This window comes from Citricoccus sp. SGAir0253 (genome assembly GCF_005877055.1).
Taxonomy (GTDB): domain Bacteria; phylum Actinomycetota; class Actinomycetes; order Actinomycetales; family Micrococcaceae; genus Citricoccus.
In genome coordinates this window covers 2723897-2742835 of sequence record NZ_CP039424.1, presented here as the reverse complement: position 1 = coordinate 2742835, position 18939 = coordinate 2723897, and the positions used below count along the sequence as shown (strand labels likewise).

16 protein-coding genes and 1 tRNA gene are annotated in these 18939 nt (G+C 75.3%); 8 read left to right on the top strand and 9 right to left on the bottom strand.

The genetic code is table 11. From position 1 onward, the window contains the following. The first annotated feature begins 14 nt into the window (after positions 1–14). The 3 genes from lhgO to E7744_RS12005 all read left to right on the top strand — a co-directional run bounded on the left by lhgO (position 15) and on the right by E7744_RS12005 (position 3579). On the top strand, positions 15–1283 hold the full coding sequence (lhgO, locus tag E7744_RS12015; protein ID WP_137774317.1) for an L-2-hydroxyglutarate oxidase: 1269 nt from the start codon (positions 15–17) through the stop codon (positions 1281–1283). A gap of 35 nt (positions 1284–1318) precedes the next feature. Next, positions 1319–1392 (top strand) — tRNA-Val (locus tag E7744_RS12010). Between the two features lie 279 nt (positions 1393–1671). Then, positions 1672–3579, top strand: a complete 1908-nt coding sequence (locus E7744_RS12005) for a threonine/serine exporter ThrE family protein (RefSeq protein ID WP_137774316.1) — start codon at positions 1672–1674, stop codon at positions 3577–3579. Positions 3580–3620: 41 nt separating this feature from the next. On the opposite strand, the gene E7744_RS12000 is transcribed toward E7744_RS12005, so the two are convergent. After that, a complete protein-coding gene (locus E7744_RS12000; RefSeq protein ID WP_137774315.1) occupies positions 3621–4319 on the bottom strand; it encodes a uracil-DNA glycosylase in 699 nt (232 codons plus the stop codon). Between the two features lie 217 nt (positions 4320–4536). On the opposite strand from E7744_RS12000, the gene E7744_RS11995 reads away from it, so the two are divergent. The 3 genes from E7744_RS11995 (at position 4537) to groL (ending at position 7537) form a co-directional block, all read left to right on the top strand. Beyond that, positions 4537–4833 (top strand): DUF3263 domain-containing protein, encoded by a 297-nt coding sequence (locus E7744_RS11995; RefSeq protein WP_137774314.1) that lies wholly within the window; start codon positions 4537–4539, stop codon positions 4831–4833. 93 nt (positions 4834–4926) lie between these two features. After that, the gene (locus E7744_RS15855) at positions 4927–5646 is read left to right on the top strand and encodes a LytR C-terminal domain-containing protein (protein WP_168199815.1); all 720 of its coding nucleotides are present in this window, start codon (positions 4927–4929) and stop codon (positions 5644–5646) included. Between the two features lie 253 nt (positions 5647–5899). Further along, positions 5900–7537 carry a chaperonin GroEL gene (gene groL, locus E7744_RS11980; protein ID WP_137774311.1) on the top strand — a complete coding sequence of 546 codons (1638 nt, stop codon included), beginning with the start codon at positions 5900–5902 and terminating at the stop codon, positions 7535–7537. Positions 7538–7688: 151 nt separating this feature from the next. On the opposite strand, the gene E7744_RS11975 is transcribed toward groL, so the two are convergent. The 7 genes from E7744_RS11975 to E7744_RS11945 form a co-directional block, all read right to left on the bottom strand. Continuing rightward, positions 7689–8651 carry a DUF4031 domain-containing protein gene (locus tag E7744_RS11975; protein ID WP_137774310.1) on the bottom strand — a complete coding sequence of 321 codons (963 nt, stop codon included), beginning with the start codon at positions 8649–8651 and terminating at the stop codon, positions 7689–7691. Between the two features lie 153 nt (positions 8652–8804). Next, positions 8805–9095 carry a WXG100 family type VII secretion target gene (locus E7744_RS11970; RefSeq protein WP_137774309.1) on the bottom strand — a complete coding sequence of 97 codons (291 nt, stop codon included), beginning with the start codon at positions 9093–9095 and terminating at the stop codon, positions 8805–8807. Between the two features lie 105 nt (positions 9096–9200). Further along, positions 9201–10946, bottom strand: a complete 1746-nt coding sequence (locus E7744_RS11965) for a HAMP domain-containing sensor histidine kinase (RefSeq protein ID WP_168199814.1) — start codon at positions 10944–10946, stop codon at positions 9201–9203. 61 nt (positions 10947–11007) lie between these two features. Continuing rightward, the gene (locus E7744_RS11960) at positions 11008–11715 is read right to left on the bottom strand and encodes a response regulator transcription factor (protein WP_137774308.1); all 708 of its coding nucleotides are present in this window, start codon (positions 11713–11715) and stop codon (positions 11008–11010) included. 106 nt (positions 11716–11821) lie between these two features. Further along, positions 11822–13540 (bottom strand): DNA repair helicase XPB, encoded by a 1719-nt coding sequence (locus E7744_RS11955; RefSeq protein WP_137774307.1) that lies wholly within the window; start codon positions 13538–13540, stop codon positions 11822–11824. A 34-nt stretch (positions 13541–13574) separates the two neighbouring features. Beyond that, a complete protein-coding gene (locus E7744_RS16520) occupies positions 13575–16040 on the bottom strand; it encodes a helicase-associated domain-containing protein (RefSeq protein ID WP_137774306.1) in 2466 nt (821 codons plus the stop codon). Between the two features lie 16 nt (positions 16041–16056). Beyond that, entirely contained in the window at positions 16057–16323 is a 267-nt protein-coding gene (locus E7744_RS11945) for a hypothetical protein (protein ID WP_137774305.1), read from the bottom strand. Positions 16324–16623: 300 nt separating this feature from the next. On the opposite strand from E7744_RS11945, the gene E7744_RS11940 reads away from it, so the two are divergent. Together E7744_RS11940 and E7744_RS11935 are read left to right on the top strand one after the other, a co-directional pair. After that, positions 16624–17007 (top strand): cold-shock protein, encoded by a 384-nt coding sequence (locus E7744_RS11940; protein ID WP_137774304.1) that lies wholly within the window; start codon positions 16624–16626, stop codon positions 17005–17007. Continuing rightward, positions 16997–17653, top strand: a complete 657-nt coding sequence (locus E7744_RS11935; protein ID WP_246858438.1) for a DUF3027 domain-containing protein — start codon at positions 16997–16999, stop codon at positions 17651–17653. Before E7744_RS11940 ends, E7744_RS11935 begins: the two co-directional genes overlap by 11 nt. Positions 17654–17717: 64 nt before the next feature. Here E7744_RS11935 and serC read toward each other — a convergent pair whose 3' ends face one another. Continuing rightward, positions 17718–18845, bottom strand: a complete 1128-nt coding sequence (gene serC / locus E7744_RS11930) for a phosphoserine transaminase (protein WP_137774303.1) — start codon at positions 18843–18845, stop codon at positions 17718–17720. Between the last annotated feature and the right edge of the window lie 94 nt (positions 18846–18939).

The following is an 18939-nucleotide window of genomic DNA, read 5'->3' as shown; positions in this document are numbered from 1 at the left end:
AAGGGACGGGACCCATGACACGGCAGGCACCGGCCGCGGCCGCCCGGAACCGGCCCGGCGGGACCGAGCACATCGGCATCATCGGCGGGGGCATCCTGGGGATCGCCCTGGCCCGCCACCTCGTGCGGCGGCAGCGGGGGCAGGTGACCGTCCTGGAGAAGGAGCGCCGGCTCGCCGCGCACCAGACGGGGCACAACTCCGGGGTGGTGCACGCCGGGCTGTACTACCCGGAGGGCTCCCTCAAGGCCCGGCTGTGCGTCGAGGGCCGGGAGGCCACCCGCGACTACTGCCGGGCCAGGGGACTGCCCTACCGGGAGGTGGGCAAGCTCGTGGTGGCCGTGACGGACGCCGAGCGCGGGGCGCTGGCCGAGATCGAGCGGCGCTCGCGGCTGAACGGGGTGCCGGGGCTGGAGCGCATCGAGGACCCGGCCCGGCTGCGGGAGATCGAGCCGCACGTGGCCGGCGTCGCCGCCCTGCACTCACCCCACACGGCGGTGGTGGACTACGCGGCCATCACGGAGGCCATGGCGCAGGACGTGCGCGCCGGCGGGGGCAGCGTGCTGATGGGCCACGAGGTGACGGACATCCGCCTCGAGGGCGGGCGCGCCCGGGTCGTCACCCCGGTCTCCGAGCACGTGGTCGACCGCCTCGTGGTGTGCGCCGGGCTGCAGTCCGACGTGGTGGCGCGCATGGTGGGGGCCGACCCCTCGCCCCGGATCCTGCCCTTCCGCGGGGAGTACTGGTCCCTCGCCCCGGAGCGGGCCGACCTGGTGCGCGGGATGGTCTACCCCGTGCCGGACCCCCGGTTCCCCTTCCTGGGGGTGCACTTCACCCGCGGGGTGTACGACGACGTCCACGTGGGTCCCAACGCGGTGCCCGCCCTCGCGCGGGAGGGCTACCGCTGGCGGGACGTCTCCGTGCGGGACACGCTCGGGTCCCTGCGCTGGCCCGGCGCGCTGCCGCTGGCCCGGCAGCACTGGCGCATGGGCGTGCACGAGATCGTCGGCTCGGTGGCCAAGCGGGCCTACGTCGCCCAGGCCCGGCGGTTCATCCCGGAACTGCGGCCGGCGGACCTGGCCGCCCGGGCCACCGCGGGGGTGCGGGCGCAGGCGTGGGCGCGGGACGGGGCCCTCGTGGACGACTTCGCGGTGGACCGGCTGGGGCCCGTGACGGTCCTGCGCAACGCCCCGTCCCCGGCCGCCACCTCGGCGATGGCGATCGCCCGGTACGTGGCCGAGGAGTTCGTTTTCGGGATCGGCGAGGAGTCTGCTAGGCTTTCATAGCTGTCAGCGACCCGCCAGGGACGCGGGCAACGATTGGATCTTTAGCTCAGTTGGTTAGAGCGTTCGCTTCACACGCGAGAGGTCGCTGGTTCGAGTCCAGTAAGATCCACGCACACCTGAAGGGCCCGGACCGGGCCCTTCAGTCGTTAACGGGCCAGTACAGTGGGCGGTGGGGCCGGCCGGCGGCTGCCCGCCCGCGGGGCCGCCCGGCGGCCACCCGACGGCGGCCGGGCCTGGCCGGGACGAGACGGCACCGGCCCGGACGACGCGGGGCGGACGGCGCGGGCCGGTCACAGGACGGAAGCACGGGCAGGACGGGCAGGAGGAAGCGGCGGTGCAGGAGGAGAGCCGGACGGGGCCGGGACGACGGGCCGCCCAGGAACCGCCCGTGGAGCTGTCGCAGATCCCCATCATCCGCCCCGCCGCGCGGGCCGCCGGACCCGGTGCCGCGCCCGGCGCGGGGGCGGGACCCGGCGCCGCGGACCCCGGGGGCGGCGAGCACCACCCGCTGGGCCCGGCCGAGGACACCGCGACCGCCACGAGCTCCATCACCGACTTCCCGCTGGGCCCGGCCGCCGAGGCCGCCGGCCTCGCCCCCGCCGGGGCCCGGCCGGCCCCGGCGGTCCCGCACCCCGGGACCGCCGCGTCCGCGCCCACCGCACCGGTCGCCGCGCCCGGCGGTCCCACGGGTCCGATCGCCCCGCCGGTGGCCGGACCGGCCGGAGCCGCCGCGCCCGCGGACGGGGCCGGCGTCGGGCCCGTGGCGGACACGCCGATCACCGAGCCCCCGAGCTCGGAGCCGGTGCCGCAGTCCGTGCTGGCGCCCTCCGAGCCGGCCACGGGCGAGACGCCGGTGGTGCCGTCCGCCGCGCCCGCCTCCCGCCGCCCGCGGCTGCGCTTCGCGGGCGGATCGGCCTTCCGGCGGATCATGTACTCGGAGCCGCTGCCGACCCAGTCGATCTCCATGGTCGACCGGATCGCCGGCAGCCCGTACGCCAATCCCTACCTGCGCACCACGCGCCTGGCGGACGCGGACGAGCGGGCCACCCTGGACTTCGCCCTGAAGCTGGGGGAGACCATGTTCCGCTTCGGCGCCGGCGCGCTGGAGGTGGAGACCTCGATCATCGTGGTCACGCAGGCCTTCGGCGTGCACGAGACCGAGGTGGACATCACCAACCAGTCGATCTCGCTGAACTACGCCCCCGCGGGCAAGGTGCCCTACACCCTGCACCGCGTGGTCCGGTCCTGGTCCCAGAACTACGCCGGGCTGGCGCACCTGCACCGGCTGGTGTCCGCGATCGCCTCCGGCGAGGTCGACCGGGACGAGGCCCAGCAGCAGCTCGCGGACATCCGGCACCGGCCCAAGCCCTTCCCGCGCTGGATGGCCACGTTCGCGGCCGGCCTGTTCGCCTCCACCTTCGTGCTCTTCATCGGCGGCAGCGTGGTCGGCGCCGCGCTCGCGCTGGTGTCCACCCTGCTGGTGATCAACGTGGTCGACCTGATGGGCCGCGCGCGGATCCCGGAGTTCTTCTCCACCATGGCCGGCGGCTTCCTGGCCACCGTGATCGCCCTGGTGCTGTGGGGCCTGGACGTGCCCCTGGCCCCGTCCCTCGTGGTGGCCGGCGGGCTGATGATGCTGCTGCCCTCGGGCCGGTTCGTCTCGGCGGTGCAGGACGCGATCAACGGCTTCCCCGTGACGGCCGCCGGCCGGTTCGTCTCGGCGTTCCTCGTCTACGCGGCCATGATCGCCGGGATCGTCGCCGCCGTCGTGCTGTCCTCCATGCTGGGCGTCCCGGACCTGGACCTCGCCGCGGAGAGCGTGGCCAGCTACCCGATGTGGGTGATGGCGGCGCTCGTGTTCGCCGCGGCCCTGTGGGACTCGGTGTTCGAGCAGTCCGAATGGCGCCTGCTGCTGCCCACCGCGCTGGTCTCCCTGGCCGGCTTCCTCGCCTACGCGGGCGCCCAGGCCCTCGGGGCCGGGCCCCGGCTCACCCCGGCGATCGCCGCCGTCGTGATCGGCGCGCTGGGGCGGTACGTGGCCCTGCGGCTGGGCGCCCCGCAGCTCGTGGTGGCCGTCCCGGCCATCCTGTTCCTGCTGCCCGGCCTGACCATCTTCCGCGCCATGTACGTGATCGCCATGGACGCCGGCGCCATGGAGGCGGGCATCGTGGGGCTGTTCAACGCCTCGGCGATCATCATGGCGATCGCCGCCGGCGTGGTCCTGGGGGACACCATCGCCCGGCCGTTCACCACCGCGCTGCAGGCCAACGAGCGCCGCCGGATCGGCCGGCGCTGACGCCGGGCCGGTCCCGTGCGGCCCCGCCGACCGGTCCGCGGTCAGGCCGGGCGCTCCACGCGCCAGTCGACCGGCTCCGCGCCCCACTCCACGAGCATCTCGTTCGCCCGGCTGAAGGGGCGCGAGCCGAAGAAGCCGCGGTGGGCCGAGAGCGGGGAGGGGTGCGGCGACTCGATGATGCCCAGCGGCCGCTCCGGGGAGTGGTGCCGCCGCAGCAGCGGGGCCATCCGCCGGGCGTCGGCGCCCCAGAGGATGGCCACGAGGGGCGCCGGCCGGGCGGCCAGGGCGGCCACGGCGGCTTCCGTGATCCCCTCCCAGCCCAGGCCGCGGTGGCTGGCCGGCTCGCCCGCGGCGACCGTGAGCACCCGGTTCAGCAGCAGCACGCCCTGCTCCGCCCACGCGCTGAGGTCCCCGTGCTCGGCCGGCGGGATGCCGAGGTCGTCAGAGAGCTCGCGGTAGATGTTGGCCAGCGACCGCGGCAGCGGGCGGACGTGGCGCTCGACCGCGAAGCTCAGCCCGATCGGGTGGCCCGGCGTCGGGTAGGGGTCCTGGCCCAGGATCAGCACGCGCACGTCGTCGAAGGGCTGGCGGAACGCGCGCAGGATGTTCTCGCGCTCGGGCAGGACGTGCTCCCCGGCCGCGCGCCGGGCCTCCACCGCCTGCCCGACGGCGGCCAGCGCCTCGTCCTGCGGCGCCAGGGCGCGCTCCCAACCGGTCTCCAGGGGCTTGAGCAGTCTCACCGTCCGAACACTAGCGAACACGGCCGCGCGGCGGGACGGTGCCGGGACGGTGCCGGGGGGGGGGGGGCACTCCCGCGCGGCCGGCGCGGCGCCGGGGAATCACACCCGTGTAGTTCGCGCGCGTAGACTGGGACCGATTGTGGAGTACCGCGTCCGGCCGCCCTCGACCCCCTCGACCCGGCCCCGGGCGCGGACAGGACACCGGAAGGACCCCCTCATGACTGCAGCTGACCCCGCCCTCCCCGGCCACCCGGCCGACGAGGCGCCGGCAGGGCTGTCCGAGCGGGAACGGGACATCCTGGACTTCGAGGACCAGTGGTGGAAGTACGGCGGCGCCAAGGACCAGGCGATCCGCGACCGGTTCTCGATCTCGGCGACCACCTACTACCAGGTGCTCAACGGCCTGCTCGACCGCGAGGAGGCCCTCGCCCACAAGCCGATGCTCGTCAAGAGATTGCGTAGACTACGGACGACACGCCACCGGGCCCGCAACGCCCGGCGGCACCAGGCCTGACCGGCACCCGGGTGCCGCGGGCCGTCCGTGTCCACGATTGGCGGCACCGCAGGCGGGGCCGCCCTGCGCCGAGGGGTCTGGTGATGGTGGTCGATGGCTGAGTATCCGCGCGACCAGTTCGACGACGTGCCCGAGTACCGCGACCGCAAGGGCGGCCACCGGGCCGTGGTGGGCCCTCCCGCCGCCGGCTCGTCCGGGCTGGGCTGGATCGCCGTGGTCGCGGTGCTCGCCCTCGTCGTCGGCGCCTTCTCGTACTTCATCCTCCCCTCGCTGCGCCCCGCCGAACCGTCGGCGCTGGGCGCGGGCGGACCGGCCTCCGCCGCCCCCGTCGGCGGGGACGCCGGCGCCGGGCCGTCCGGGCCGGCGTCGGGCTCCGGGACGCCGGCCCCGCGGGAGCCGGCGACGGCGTCCGCGGGGCCGAGCTCGACGGCCTCGCCCAGCGCATCGGTGAGGCCGACCCCGACGCCCACTCCCACGCCGACGCCCACTCCCACGCCGACCCCGACGCCCACGCCGACGCCCACTCCCACGCCGACGCCCGACGTCGTCGACTACTCGGTGCCGGTCGAGGTGTACAACGCCTCCCGCGTCAACGGACTGGCCGGCCGCACCGGGGGCATCCTCTCCGGGGCCGGGTTCCGCGTGGTCTCGACGGCCAACTGGTCCGGCTTCCCCGTGGCCGGGTCCGGCGTCTTCTACTCCTCGAACCCGGCGACGGCGCAGGCGATCGCGGCCCGCCTGGGGCTGCCGGCGGTGTACGACGGGCGCGTGCCCGGCATCGCCGTGGTGGTCACCGCCTCCTATCCCGGCTGAGGGCCGGTTCCCCTCGCCGCGGAACCTGCGTCCGCCCGCCGGAGCATGTTTGCACTCGGTGGGTGCGAGTGCTAAATATGGGACTAGCACTCGGCGGTCCGGACTGCCAAGCCCGCAGGCATGCGGGTGGTCCGGGACCGACGGGTTGACCTGAACGTGGTGAGGTCCGCTCCAGGGCCGTCCGTCGCGGGCACCGCACAGGTCGCCTGAGAACTGCCAAGCAACGCCAAGGTCCAGAAAGGACAGTGCACACATGGCCAAGACCATCGCATTCGACGAAGAGGCGCGCCGCGGCCTGGAGAAGGGCCTGAACACCCTCGCCGACGCCGTCAAGGTCACCCTCGGCCCGCGCGGCCGCAACGTGGTGCTGGAGAAGAAGTGGGGCGCCCCCACCATCACCAACGACGGCGTCTCCATCGCCAAGGAGATCGAGCTCGAGGACCCGTACGAGAAGATCGGCGCGGAGCTCGTCAAGGAGGTCGCCAAGAAGACCGACGACGTCGCCGGTGACGGCACCACCACCGCCACCGTGCTGGCCCAGGCCCTGGTCCGCGAGGGCCTGCGCAACGTGGCCGCCGGCGCCGACCCGCTGTCCCTGAAGCGCGGCATCGAGAAGGCCGTCGAGGCCGTCACCGCCGAGCTCGTCTCCTCCGCCAAGGAGATCGAGACCAAGGAGCAGATCGCCGCCACCGCGTCGATCTCCGCCGCCGACACCCAGATCGGCTCCCTCATCGCCGAGGCCCTGGACAAGGTCGGCAAGGAGGGCGTGGTCACCGTCGAGGAGTCCCAGACCTTCGGCCTGGAGCTCGAGCTCACCGAGGGCATGCGCTTCGACAAGGGCTACATCTCCGGCTACTTCGTCACCGACGCCGAGCGCCAGGAGACCGTGCTGGAGGATCCCTACATCCTCATCGTCAACTCCAAGATCTCCAACGTGAAGGACATGGTCTCCCTCCTGGAGAAGGTCATGCAGTCCGGCAAGCCGCTGCTGATCATCGCCGAGGACGTCGAGGGCGAGGCCCTGGCCACCCTCGTGGTCAACAAGATCCGCGGCACCTTCAAGTCCGTGGCCGTCAAGGCCCCGGGCTTCGGCGACCGCCGCAAGGCCATGCTCGCCGACATCGCCATCCTCACCGGCGGCCAGGTCATCTCCGAGGAGGTCGGCCTGAAGCTGGAGAACGCCACGGTGGACCTGCTGGGCACCGCCCGCAAGGTGGTCGTCACCAAGGACGAGACCACCATCGTGGAGGGCGCCGGCGACGCCGAGGAGATCGCCGGCCGCGTCAACCAGATCCGCGCCGAGATGGAGAACACCGACTCCGACTACGACCGCGAGAAGCTGCAGGAGCGCCTGGCCAAGCTGGCCGGCGGCGTGGCCGTCATCAAGGCCGGTGCCGCCACCGAGGTGGAGCTCAAGGAGCGCAAGCACCGCATCGAGGACGCCGTGCGCAACGCCAAGGCCGCCGTGGAGGAGGGCATTGTCGCCGGTGGTGGCGTGGCCCTCATCCAGGCCGGCATCAAGGCCTTCGACAACCTCTCCCTCGAGGGTGACGAGGCCACCGGCGCGAACATCGTCAAGGTCGCCATCGAGGCCCCGATGAAGCAGATCGCCCTCAACGCCGGCCTCGAGCCGGGCGTCGTGGCGGACAAGGTCAAGGGCCTGCCCGCCGGCCACGGCCTGAACGCCGCCACCGGCGAGTACGAGGACCTGCTGGCCGCCGGCGTCAACGACCCGGTCAAGGTGACCCGCTCTGCCCTGCAGAACGCCGCCTCGATCGCCGGGCTGTTCCTGACCACCGAGGCCGTCGTGGCCGACAAGCCCGAGCCGGCCGCCGCCGTCCCGGGTGGCGACGACATGGGTGGCATGGGCGGCATGGGCGGCATGATGTGATCCACTGAGCGCCCGCTCCACCGGACGGCCCGGTCCCCTCTGGGGGCCGGGCCGTCCGGCGTTCAACGGCGCCCCGCCGGTTCCTCGAGCGGTCCGTCGGCGGGATCGTCACGGGCCGCGGGACGGCCACGGGGAGGACGCCGGCCGGGGGTCAGCCGCCCCGGCCCGGACGCTCGCCGCGGGGGCGGTGCCAGTGCGGGGCCGTGGGGTGCAGCTCCGCGGACAGGTTGCGCCGGGCGGCCGCCGTCCACAGCCGCCGGCCCGTCGCCGTCCGGTACAGCGGGTCCTGCTCCAGCAGCGAGAGCACGACGGCGGCTCGCCCGGCCGCGAAGTCCTCGTCCGGCACGTGCGCGAAGTCCCGCCGGACGGCGGCGAGGTACCGCGCGTAGTCCCCGCGGCCCCGGCCGAGCACCTCGAGGTCCGCGTCGCTGAGCACGGCCCCCGCCCGGTCGTCCGGGTCCGGATCGTGGCGCGCCGTCATCCGCACGAGCCGCGCGGTCTCCTCGACCTCGGGATCCGGCAGGCCCAGGTCCGAGAGCACCGTCTCGGCCAGCACCGCCGAGTCCTCCTCGTCCTGCCCCGGCGGCCGGGACGGGTCGCCGCGGTAGACGGCGTCGTGGAACCAGGCGGCGAGTTTCACCGCGCGCACCCACCGGCCGCAGTCCTCGCCGTGGCGCAGCAGGAGGTCGATCGACGTCAGCACCGCGAGCAGGTGCGAGCGGTCGTGGTAGTGCCGGTGCGGCTCCGACCAGCGGGCCAGCAGGTCGGCCACCACGGGGTCGCGCTCGAGCGGGGAGTGCCCGGGGAGCAGGCGGTGGAAGCGCTGGGACAGGACGCGGTCCAGCCGTCCGGGACGCCGCGCCGCGGGGATGCGCAACCCGGAGGCCACGAGCCGGCGGACCAGCTCGGCGCCGCTGACCTCCCGGGCCCCGCGGGCCACGAGCTCGGCATAGCGCTCCACCGGCACGTCGTAGTGGTCCCCGTCGAAGGCGCGGCGCGGGATCCCGGCGGCGGCCGCGAACTCGTGCAGCTCCGCCAGGGAACGGTCCGAGACCAGGTGGGAGAACACGGTGCCGTGGGCCGGCCACCGCGCCGGATCGATCAGCACGGCCATGCGCCCAGCCTAGTTCGTCACTCCTCTTCGCCCTCCGCCCGGCCCCGTGGCCCCGGCTCCCGGGTCACGAACCACGGGTCGAGGGGCTCGTCACCCGCGGTCTGCGACCCGGGAGCGCCACGGGGCCGGGAGGGGCCGGGAGGGGGAGGGAGGTCAGCCGCGGAACATCGAGGCGTTGGCCGTCTCGGCGTCGAGGTACTGCTGGGCGGCGTGGGTCATGGCGCCGCGGATGGACACGAGGGACTCCTCCACCCGTGCCTGGGTGGCCCGCCACTCGGTCAGCACGGCCTGGAAGTTGTTCGCGGCCTGCCCCCGCCACGTGTCCTGGAGCTGGCGGAGGTTGGACTCCATCGCGTTCACCTCCGCCTGGAGCCGGCCGATGGATCCCTCCACGGCCTGGCTCTTGGCCATGAGGTCTTCGGTGTCGATCTGGACGAGGGCCATGGTCACTCCTGTGGGTGGTGCGGTGGACCGGCGGGGCCGGCCGGCCGGTGGGCACCGGCTCACCGCCCACGCTAGGCACGCGCACCGTCTCCCCGGTGTGGGGCCCTAGTCCGCCGAGGATGAGGAGGAGGTGCCGGGCGCCTGTGGAGGACGGGGCGGGACGGTCCGCGCGTGCCGGGCGGCGGCCGCGCGCTCCGGTCCTCCGCTGGCCGCGGCGGCCTCCGCGTCCCCGGTGCCCGGGGTGCCCTCCGTGGTGTCGGCGGCATGGTCCTCGCCGCTGTCGCCCGCCTCGTCCCTCGCCTCGCCGTGGTCCTCGCCCGCGCCGGGGGCCTCCACCCACGGCAGCCGCACGGAGAGCGTCGCCCCGCCGCCGGGGGTCTGGGTCAGGCGCACGGTGCCGTCGTGCTGGGCCACGATCGCGGCCACGATCGCGAGCCCCAGGCCGGTGCCCCCGGTCTCGCGCTGGCGGGAGGAGTCGGCCCGGTAGAAGCGCTCGAAGACGCGCGCGGCGTCGTCCTCGTCGATGCCCGGGCCGTGGTCGCGCACCTCGATGACGGAGTCCCGGGAGCCGTGCACCTGGCGGCCGTCGGCGTCGACCGAGCCGGGCAGCACGTCCACCGTGCCCACGGCGATCTCGAGCGGGGTCCCCTCGGGGGTGTAGCGCAGGGCGTTGGTCACGAGGTTGGCGATCACCTGCCGCAGTCGCCCCTCGTCCCCGGACGTCGGGGCGGAGCCGGCCCGGCCGCCGTCGAGCCCGGTGAGCCGCACCTCGCGCTCCGGGGCGTTCACGCGGGCGTCGAGCACCGCGTCGTGGGCGAGCATCAGCAGGTCCACCGGCTCGTGGTCCAGCGGGCGCTGCTCGTCGAGCCGGGCCAGGGTCAGCAGGTCCTCCACGAGCTGGCCCATGCGCTTGGCCTCGCCCTCGATCCGGCCCATCGCCGCGTCCACGTCCTCCGTGGCGGAGATCCCGCCGTGGCGGTACAGCTCGGAGAAGCCGCGGATCGTCACGAGGGGGGTGCGCAGCTCGTGGGAGGCGTCCTGGATGAACCGGCGCATCCGCTCCTCGGACTGCTCCTTGGACCGGAAGGCCGTCTCGATGTGGGCGAGCATCGCGTTCAGGGACCGGGACAGCCGGCCGACCTCCGTGTCCGGGGCGCCCATCTCGACGCGCTGGGACAGGTCCCCCGCGGCGATCTGGGCGGCGGTGCGCTCCACCCGCAGCAGGGGCCGGAACGCGCGCGTGGTCACCGCGTAGGCGATCATCGAGGCGCCCGCGGTGGCCAGCAGGCCGATGGTGGCCACGAGGGAGGTCACCCGGTCCACGGAGGTGTACACCGGCTCCAGGGGCAGGGCGATCGCGAGCGAGCCCTCCCCGGACTCGAGCCGGTAGACCTTCACGCGCCAGCCGCGCGAGTCCGGGGTGGTCCCGGGCACCTCGAAGGCGTCGTCGCCCTGGGCCGTGACCTGTGCGGCCGTCATCGGGGGGATGACCGGCCGGTCCTCGGAGGCGCCCGTGAAGGAGGAATTGGTGGTGGTGCGGCCCTGGTTGTCCATCAGCTCGCCGTAGAAGCGCAGGATGGACTGCGGGGAGGAGAAGTATCCGGTGTCCGTGCCGAGGCTCGTCAGGTAGACCGAGACGTTGTTGCGGTTGTTGAACAGGTCCTCGTCGATCTGCCGGACGAGCTCCTGGCGGAACAGGGAGGCGGTCAGGGCGGCCGTGATGATGACGGCCAGGAGCATCAGCCCGCTGGTCATCACCACCAGCTGGGTGCGCAGGGACGAGGTCTTCCACACCCGGACGAGCTCGCGGAGGGGCCGGAAGCCCCCGGGGTGGTTCACGGGTGCAGCCATGCGTCCAAGGATACGGAGGGCGCGGCGGCGCGCCGGGGCACCACGGCGCCGGTCCGGCCGCTCAGCGCTTGTCCGCGGAGCGCAGCAGGTAGCCGACGCCGCGCTTGGTCTGGATCATGTCCGGCAGGTCCGGGCGGTCGATCTTGCGGCGCAGGTAGGAGATGTAGGACTCCACGATCGAGGCGTCCCCGTTGAAGTCGTACTCCCACACGTGGTCCAGGATCTGCGCCTTGGACAGCACCCGGTTGGGGTTCATCATCAGGTAGCGCAGCAGCTTGAACTCGGTGGGGGACAGCTCCACGACCTCCCCGGCCCGGCGCACCTCGTGGGCGTCGTCGTCCAGCTCCAGGTCGTCCACGCGCAGCACGGCGTCGTCGCCCTCGGCCGGGGCGGTGCGGCGCAGCACGGCGCGGATGCGGGCCACGACCTCGTCGAGCGAGAACGGCTTGGTGACGTAGTCGTCGCCGCCCACCGTCAGGCCGGTGACCTTGTCCTCGGTGTCGTCCCGGGCCGTGAGGAACACGACGGGGAAGTGCCGGCCGGCGGCGCGCAGCTTGCGGGTGACGGTGAACCCGTCCATGTCCGGCAGCATGACGTCCAGCACGGCGAGGTCGGGCTGGTCCCTCTCCGCGGCGGCGAGGGCCTCCCGGCCGTTGGCGGCGGCCACCACCTCGAACCCGGCGAACCGCAGCGAGGTGGAGAGCAGCTCGCGGATGTTGGGCTCGTCGTCGACGACCAGGAGCTTGGCTTCAGGCTCTTTGGACTTCATGGGTCCCATCGTCCTCCCGGTAGCTGGACGTTCGCTGGATACCGGCTGGATGGGCGTTCCCGGAGCGGGGCGGGATCGGGGGCCGGAGGCGTCCGCGCCGCGGCGGTCATCCGTCCGCCGGACCCGGCGCCCCGGGCCGCCCGCCCGTGAGGTCGCCCGCGTCCAGGATCGTGTAGGCATAGCCCTGCTCGGCGAGGAACCGCTGCCGCCGCTGGGCATACTCCTGGTCGAGGGTGTCCCTCGCGACGACCGTGTAGAAGTGCGCCGAGCGCCCGCCGTCCTTGGGTCGCAGCAGCCGGCCGAGGCGCTGGGCCTCCTCCTGGCGCGAGCCGTAGGCCCCGGAGACCTGGACCGCCACGGAGGCCCCCGGCAGGTCGATCGAGAAGTTGGCCACCTTGGACACCACGAGCACGTCCAGGGCGCCGTCCCGGAACGCGTCGAACAGCCGCTGCCGCTCCGCCACGGACGTGGTCCCCGTCAGCACGGGGGCGTCCAGCAGCTCCCCGATCTCCGCGAGCTGGTCCAGGTACTGGCCGATGACCAGGACCTGCTCGCCGGGGTGGCGCTCCACGATCGAGCGCACCACGGGCAGCTTGACCTCGGAGGTGGAGCACAGCCGGTACTTGTCCGCGTCCTCGGCCATCGCGTAGGCCACCCGCTCGTCCCGGGGCAGCTCCGTGCGCACCTCCACGCACTCCGCCGGGGCGATGTGGCCCTGCGCCTCGATGTCCTTCCACGGGGCGTCGTACCGCTTGGGCCCGATGAGCGAGAACACCTCGGACTCCCGGCCGTCCTCGCGCACCAGGGTGGCCGTCAGCCCGAGCCGGCGCCGGGCCTGCAGGTCCGCGGTCATCCGGAAGATCGGGGCCGGCAGCAGGTGCACCTCGTCGTAGACGATCAGCCCCCAGTCGTGGTCGTTGACGAGTTCCAGGTGGGGGTAGGTCCCGCCGCGCCGGGTGGTGAGCACCTGGTAGGTGGCGATCGTCACCGGGCGGACCTCCTTGACCGCGCCCGAGTACTCCCCGATCTCCGCCTCGGTCAGCGTGGTGCGCCGCAACAGCTCCGCCTTCCACTGCCGCGCCGAGACGGTGTTGGTCACGAGGATGAGCGTGGTGGCGCTCGCGGTGGCCATGACGCCGGCCCCCACGAGGGTCTTGCCGGCACCGCACGGGAGCACGACCACGCCCGAGCCGCCGGCCCAGAAGTTCTCCACCGCCATGCGCTGGTAGGGGCGCAGCCGCCAGGGCTCGGCGCCCGCCGCCCCGCCCCCGGGCAGCTCGCCGGTGTCCGGCACCTCGGTGAGCGCGATGGGGTGGGGCGTGCCGTCCACGTACCCGGCGCGGTCCTCGGCCGGCCAGCCGAGCCGCAGCAGCGCCTGCTTGAGCTGGCCGCGGCCGGCGGCGTGCACCACCACGGTGTCCCCGTCGATCCGCGGGCCGAACAGGTCCGCGGTGCGGTCCGCGTGCAGCACCTCCTCCAGCACGGGATGGTCGTCGGTGCGCATGACCAGCCCGTGCACGGGGTCGTTCTCCAGGCGCAGCCGGCCGTAGCGGGACATCGTGTCGTCGATGTCCACGAGCAGCGCGTGCGGGACCGGGTAGCGCGAGTGCGTCAGCAGCACGTCCAGCACCTGCTCGGCGTCCACGCCGGCGGCCCGCGCGTTCCACAGGCCGAGGTTGGTGATCCGGTAGGTGTGCACGTGCTCGGGGGCGCGCTCGAGCTCCGCGAAGGAGGCCAGCGCATGCCGGGCCTCGGTGGCGGCGGGGTGGTCGACCTCGAGCAGCACGGTCTTGTCCGACTGCACGATCAGCGGTCCGTCGGGCATGGGTCCTCCTGGTCTGCGGCGGGTCCTCGGGTGGTCATTCGGCGTGCTCGGCGGCGACGACGCGGTGCAGGGGGATGACCGTCTCGGCCTCCCGCTCCGGCACCAGGGCGCGGACCCGCCCGCCGGCCACGGCCAGTGGGACGACCCGCTGGGAGAGCCGGTCACCGCGCTGGTCCACGGTGGTCAGCCGGACGGCCGAGCGCGAGCGGGCCGCGTGCCGCAGCAGCGCGACCGCCTCCTCGGGCCCGGGCCCGCTCGGCGCCGGTCGGGGCGCGGCGCGCAGGCGGGCGAGCTGGGCGTCCAGTTCCTCCTCGCCCGGCGTCCACCGCGCGGCGCGCACGGGCTCGGGGAACGCGGCGGGCGCGGGGTCGGCGGCGGGCGGACCGGGGGTGCGGTCTGCCGGGCCGGCGCCGCCGGTCGGGCCGTCCGGTCCCGCCCCCGGACCCAGGGGCGCCGCGGCCGCGGTGCGCCGCAGGGCGGCCCGGTGGCCGGCCGCGGCGAGCATCCGGTGCAGGTCCGCCGGGCCGACGCCGGCCACCGCCACGGTGGGCGCGAGCCGTTCCAGGCGGGCCGCGGCCAGCGCGGGGTCGGCGAGGACCGCGTCCAGCACCGCCTCGTCCTCCACGCGCAGCCAGGCACCGGCGCCGCCCACGGCCAGGGCGCCGTGGCGGCGCGCGGCGTCCCGGACGAGGTAGCGCAGGGCCTGGGGCAGGTCGTCCTCCGAGTGCGCGGCCAGAAACCGCTCGATGTCCCCGGCGCCCATCCCGGCGTCCAGCGCGCGGTGCACGGAGGCGTCCGAGAAGCGGTAGACGCCGGCGGCCCCGTCCCCCTCCGGGTCCGCCATCGCGCCGAGCCCCCGGGCCACCGCGGGGTCCAGATAGCCGGGGGCCACGGCGGTCAGGTCCGCCTGCAGCCGCACCCGCGTCACGGGCGCCGGCAGGGCGCTCCCGACGGCGGCGGCCGCCTCCTCGAGCCGGCCCTCGGCCACGAGGGCGCCGGGCGGGGTGAGGGCCCCGGCCCCGGTCAGGCCCAGCCGCGCCGCCTCGGCCAATAGCGGTCCGGTGAAGGCCCCGGTGCGGGCGGCCCGGCGGGGGCGGTGCCAGGACTGGCGGGCGGGGACGGCATCCTCCAGGCGCGCCCCCGGGCACTCCGCCTCGAGGACGCGAGCGGCCTCGAGCACGTCGGCGCGCAGGCGCGGCGCGTCGGGACGGTTGCGGTCGGGGGCGAGGGCCCGTCCGCCGCCGGCCGGGGGGCTGGTCGGGGTGCCTGCCGGGCCCGGGGCCGGGGCGGCGCCGCGGGGCCCGCCGGCCGGCGTCGGGACCCCCGGCACGGGGCCGAGCATCGGCGCCCGGCCGCCGCGCAGCCAGCCCTGCACGAGGGACTGCCACTGGAGGTGGCGGGCGGCCCGGGACCAGCCGGCCGCCTCGGCGGCGGGGACCCAGCGCGAGGTGTCCGGGTCGAGGACGACCAGCCCCGCGGCGGCCAGCAGCTCGAGCGTCCAGGCCGTGTCCTCGGGGCTCGCGCCCGCGCGGTCGGCCAGCCGCCTGAGGTCGCGGACCCCCACCCCGCCCGAGCGCAGGGTCGGCAGCCCCTCCGCGAGCAGGTCCAGCAGGTCCGTGGCGCCGCGCAGCAGGTCGCCGATCGCGGCGAGGGCGGCGTTGCGGCGCAGGGCGGCGCTGACCGGGCGCCCGCCGGGCGCGGGCGGCCGGAGGGGGACGGGCCGTCCGGCGGTGCCGTCCCGCCAGGCCAGTCCGGCCTCCAGCGGGTGCTCGGCCAGGGCGGTGCCGTCCGGCAGCGTGCCGGCCCGCCGGAGCAGGCCCGTGCGCAGCAGCACCGCGTGCACGGGTCCGGGAGGCTCGGGCAGCCGCGCCACGGGGGAGTCCTGCAGCGCGTCGAGGGCGGCGGCGGCCCGCTCGAGCAGGCCCGGCTCGTCCGCCGCGCGGCGCAGCAGTCCCAGCACGCCCGCCCGGTCCCGCGGCGGGGCGTCCGGGGCGGTTCCGGCGCCCGGGGCCGCCCCCAGCGCGGATGCGGCCCGGCCCAGGCCGAGCGGGTGCGGCCCGAGCGCGGCGGCCACCGCCAGCGGCAGCAGCCAGGCATCGGCCGCCTGCCCGTCGCCGCGCGCGGGGTCCGTGGCGGGACCGCCCGGCAGCACGAGGGCCGCGGCGGCGAGCTCCGCGAGCGCCTCCCGCAGCCAGGATGAGAGCTCCTCGTCGGGCTCCGGGCCGGACAGGAAGGCGGCGAGCCGCTCGGTGCCCGTGCCGGTGCCGGCCCCGGCGCCGGGACGGGCCTGCAGCACGGCGAGGGCCTCGAGCACGTGGAGCCGGCCCCGGTCCTGCTGCTCCAGCGCGCGCAGGACGGAGACCTGGGTCCCGGCGCGGGCGGCCAACGCGGCGAGGTCCGGCACGGGCGGATGGCACAGGTCGGGCCGCAGGACGAGCAGGCGCCGGAGCCGGTCGTCGGACCAGCGGTCGAGGTGCGCCGTCAGCGAGGCGGCCGTCATGGGCGGGCGGGCCGGTTCAGGCGCGGCGCCTCAGGACCGCCTTGGCGACCACGTAGGCGAGCATCAGGGCGAAGCCCAGGGGCAGCCCGTAGAGGCCGAACCAGTAGAACACCGGCCACGCGGTGACCTGGAGGAAGTAGGACGCCAGCAACAGCACCAGGGCGGCGAAGGACGCCGCGGTGAGGGCGCCCCCGGCGATCAGCAGCAGCCGCAGCCAGGGAGAGGCCTCGGTGGAGGCCGGGCCGGGCGGGGTCTCGGGGGAGGTCGCGGGACGAACGGACATGCGCCCCAGTCTACGCCGCGCGCGCGGGACACCGGCGGGCTCCGGCCGTCCGGCAGGGGCGAGAGGGTATCCTTGGGGTGCTACAGACTTTCCCCCCGACCGGCACGCGACGGGGCAGGGCCGGCCGGCACGGGACGTCCACGGCGAGGCCGGACGCCGCCCGCCCCGCACGCCGGCACCGCCGCCGGACCGCGCGCACCCGGTCCCGGGTGCCGCCGCCGCACCGGGACGCCGACAGCACGGCGACGGCACGCGGCCACGGCCGGGGGGACGCACCGAAGACAGGGAAGGACACGAGAGATGCCCACCGGCAAAGTGAAGTTCTACGACTCCGCGAAGGGGTTCGGCTTCCTCCACACCGACGACGGCCGGGAGGTCCACCTCCCGGCCTCCGCCCTGCCCGCGGGCGTGACCGAGGTCCGGGCCGGGACGCGCATGGAGTTCGGCGTGGCCGAGGGCCGCCGCGGCCCGCAGGCCCTCAGCGCGCGGATCCTCGACGAGGGCCCGTCCGTGGTGCGGGCGCACCGGCGCAAGCCCGAGGACATGGCGGTCGTGATGGAGGACCTGATCCGCTGGCTGGACATGGCCTCCAACGGGCTGCGCAAGGGCAAGTACCCGCAGCGCGCCCAGGCCGAGAAGATCGCCCTGGCCCTGCGCAAGGTTGCGGACGACCTTGAGGCCTGAGGACACGGCCCCGCCGGCGGCCGAGGACGCGCAGGCCCCGGTCGGGGCCGCCGTGGCCGGCCCGGACGGGGGCGACGGCGAGGGGGCCCAGGTCGCCGAGACGGCGATCGGCCCGGTGCGCATCCCCCCGAAGCCGGCCCGTGCGCCCCGGCGGCGGGCGCCGAAGCTCGACGAGCTGCTGGCCTCCTCCGTCGAGGCGGCCCGCTCCGCACTGGCCGGCCTGGCCGAGGAGGACCAGGTCGGCCGGCACGTGGGTGCCGTGGCCGACGACGACCGGCTGGTGACGCACCGCTTCGCCGCCGCGCTGCCCGGATACGGCGGCTGGGAGTGGTTCGCCACCCTGTCCCGCGCGCCGCGCAGCAAGCACGTGACCGTGTGCGAGGTGGGCCTGCTGCCCGGCCAGGACGCCATCCTCGCCCCCGACTGGGTGCCGTGGTCCGAGCGCGTCAGCCAGGAGGAGAAGGTCCGGCTGGACGCGATCGCCGCGGGGGAGGACCCCGAGAAGGCGCTCGCCCGGTTCCGCGGGGAGGACGGCGAGTCCGAGGGTGAAGCGGGGGACGCGGCGGACGACGGCGAGGACGCGGACGGCGTGGATGCCGCGAGCGACGCCGCCGACCCGGACGCGGGCGAGGACCGCCCCGCCTGAGACACGCGAACGGCGGGGCGCCCCTGGAGGGTGCCCCGCCGTCGCCGTCCCGGGGGACGAGGGGTCAGGAGAGCTTCTCGACCACGTGGTCGATGCAGGCCAGCAGGGCCGTCACGTCGTCCGGCTCGATCGCGGCGAACGTGGCGATGCGCAGCTGGTTGCGGCCGAGCTTGCGGTACGGCTCCACGTCCACGACGCCGTTGGCCCGCAGCACCTTCGCGACCACGGCCGCGTCCACGCCGTCGGCGAAATCCACCGTGGTGATGACGGCGGAGCGGTCCTCGGGGCGCGCCACGAACGGGGTGGCGAAGGAGGACGCCTCGGCCCACGAGTACACCCGGTTCGAGGAGTCGGAGGTGCGGGCGGTGGCGAAGTCCAGCCCGCCGTTGGCGTTCATCCACCGGACCTGCTCGTCCAGCATCACGAGGGTGGCCAGGGCCGGGGTGTTGTACGTCTGGTCCTTCAGCGAGTTGTCCACCGCGGTCTTCAGGTCGAGGAAGTCCGGGATCCACCGGCCCGAGGCCTTGACCTGCTCCACGCGCTCGAGCGCGGCGGGGGAGAACAGCGCGAGCCACAGGCCGCCGTCGGAGGCGAAGTTCTTCTGCGGGGCGAAGTAGTAGGCGTCGGCCTGGGACACGTCCACGGGCAGCCCGCCCGCGGCGGAGGTGGCGTCGATGAGCACGAGGGCGTCGTCGTCGGCCCCCTCGACCCGCCGGACGGGGGCGGCCACGCCCGTGGAGGTCTCGTTCTGCGGCCAGGCGTAGACGTCCACCCCGGCCTCGGCCACCGGCTCCGGGCGGGTGCCGGGCTCGGCGGTGAGGATCGAGGAGGCCTCCAGGAAGGGGGCCTTGTCCGTGGCCTTGGCGAACTTGGACCCGAACTCGCCGAAGGACAGGTGCTGGGCGCGGGAGCGGACCAGGCCGAAGCTCGCGGCGTCCCAGAAGGCGGTGGAGCCGCCGACGCCGAGGACCACCTCGTAGCCCTCGGGCGCGGAGAACAGGTCCTTCAGGCCGGAGCGGACGCTGCCCACGAGGTCCTTCACCGGGGCCTGGCGGTGGGAGGTGCCCAGCAGCCGCGGGCCGGCCGCCACGAGCGCCTGGACCTGCTCCGGGCGGACCTTGGACGGACCGGCGCCGAACCGTCCGTCCCGGGGAAGCAGCTGCTGGGGGATGGTCACCTCGGGTGTGCTCATGCGATCTCCTGACTCGACGTCCTCGACCCGCCGTGCGGGGCGTGCGGCCCGGGGGCGGGCGGTGCGTCACCGCCACGCCGGCCGCGACACCCAT